This is a genomic window from Oleiphilus sp. HI0066 (assembly GCF_001635725.1).
Genome location: NZ_LWFH01001255.1, coordinates 1 through 1,267 on the forward strand (window position 1 = coordinate 1; position 1,267 = coordinate 1,267).

Below are 1,267 nucleotides of genomic sequence, written 5' to 3' on the forward strand. Positions count from 1 at the left end.
TGAAGTGGAGAACACAGAAGAGCTTCTAATTTTTCCAAACAGCAAAGTGCCGATCGGTCAGCGCGCAGGCCTAATGCTGAAACGCATAAATAGCGGGTAAACCAAGTAGTTGCGTTAGCTCATCTAATGCAGTTTTAGATTCATCAATCAGACGTGGGTCAGCCAAATCGCTCTGCGCTAGTTGATCGCGATAATGACGTTCGGTCCATGCCATCAGCGTTTCGTATAGTTGATCTGTAAACAGGACACCCGGGTGAATCGCTGCTAGCTCATTTTCATTTAGTGCCACGCGCAAACGAAGACATGCTGGGCCACCTCCGTTTTTCATACTTTGTTTTAAATCAAAGCTCATGACTTCTGCAATCGGATTATCCGCTTTAACAAGACGCTTCAAATAGGCGGCAACTGAAGGTGTAGAGTCGCACTCTGATGGCACGACTAAGGCCATTTTGTCATCCGAAATACTTAATAGCTGACTGTTAAACAAGTAGCTAGAAACCGCATCTGCAAGCGGAACTTCACTCTCAGGCACTAAAATAACTTTCAGCTCTGTATCCCCAAGCTTTTTCTGCAACTCAGCAAATACCTGATCTTGATTCAAGAAAGCTTGTTCATGACAGAAAAATACATCTCTATTTCCTACAGAAATAACATCGTTATGAAACACGCCAGCATCAATCGTGCTTGGCTTTTGCTGAGCGTATACAACGTTCGCATCATCTAACTCGTGCAATCGTGCAACGGCTTGGCAAGCCTCTAAAGTTTGACGTGCAGGATATCGCTTAGGTTTTAATTCCGACTCATTAAATGCGGTCCGACCGTATGCAAAAAGTTGCACGCCGCGCTTGTCATACTCTGAGCAAAAGCGCGTGTGATTTGCAGCGCCCTCGTCGCCTAACTGACTCACACTAGGCAAAGCAGCATGATGCGCAAAAAAGCTCTCATTACAAAAGATCGCTTGGAGCATACGACTCGTTGTTTTGTGTTCAATCGCTCGGTGGAGCTTGGCGTTCAAATTAGCCGCCGTGAAATGTACTCGTCCATCACGGCTATCAGCACTTGGAGACACCGTTGCGGCATTCGCCGTCCACATGCATGAGGCAGAATACACCGATCCCAAAATTACAGGAGCTTCTTTGGCTGCACGCGCAAGCACTTGCGCATCGCTACCCGCGAAACCAAGTTGTCGTAACAAATCAATCTCAGGGCGATGGTGAGGCAATAAAATACCTTGCTTCAATCCTTTGTCGGATAAGGCTTTCATTTT

Annotated in this window: 1 protein-coding gene; it reads right to left on the bottom strand. The window is 46.3% G+C overall.

The window, feature by feature from the left end; translation table 11 throughout:
• Positions 1–70: 70 nt before the first annotated feature.
• Positions 71–1,267, bottom strand: a 1,197-nt coding sequence (gene astB, locus A3738_RS18035) for an N-succinylarginine dihydrolase (protein ID WP_082890078.1), incomplete at its 5' end; no start/stop codon positions are given.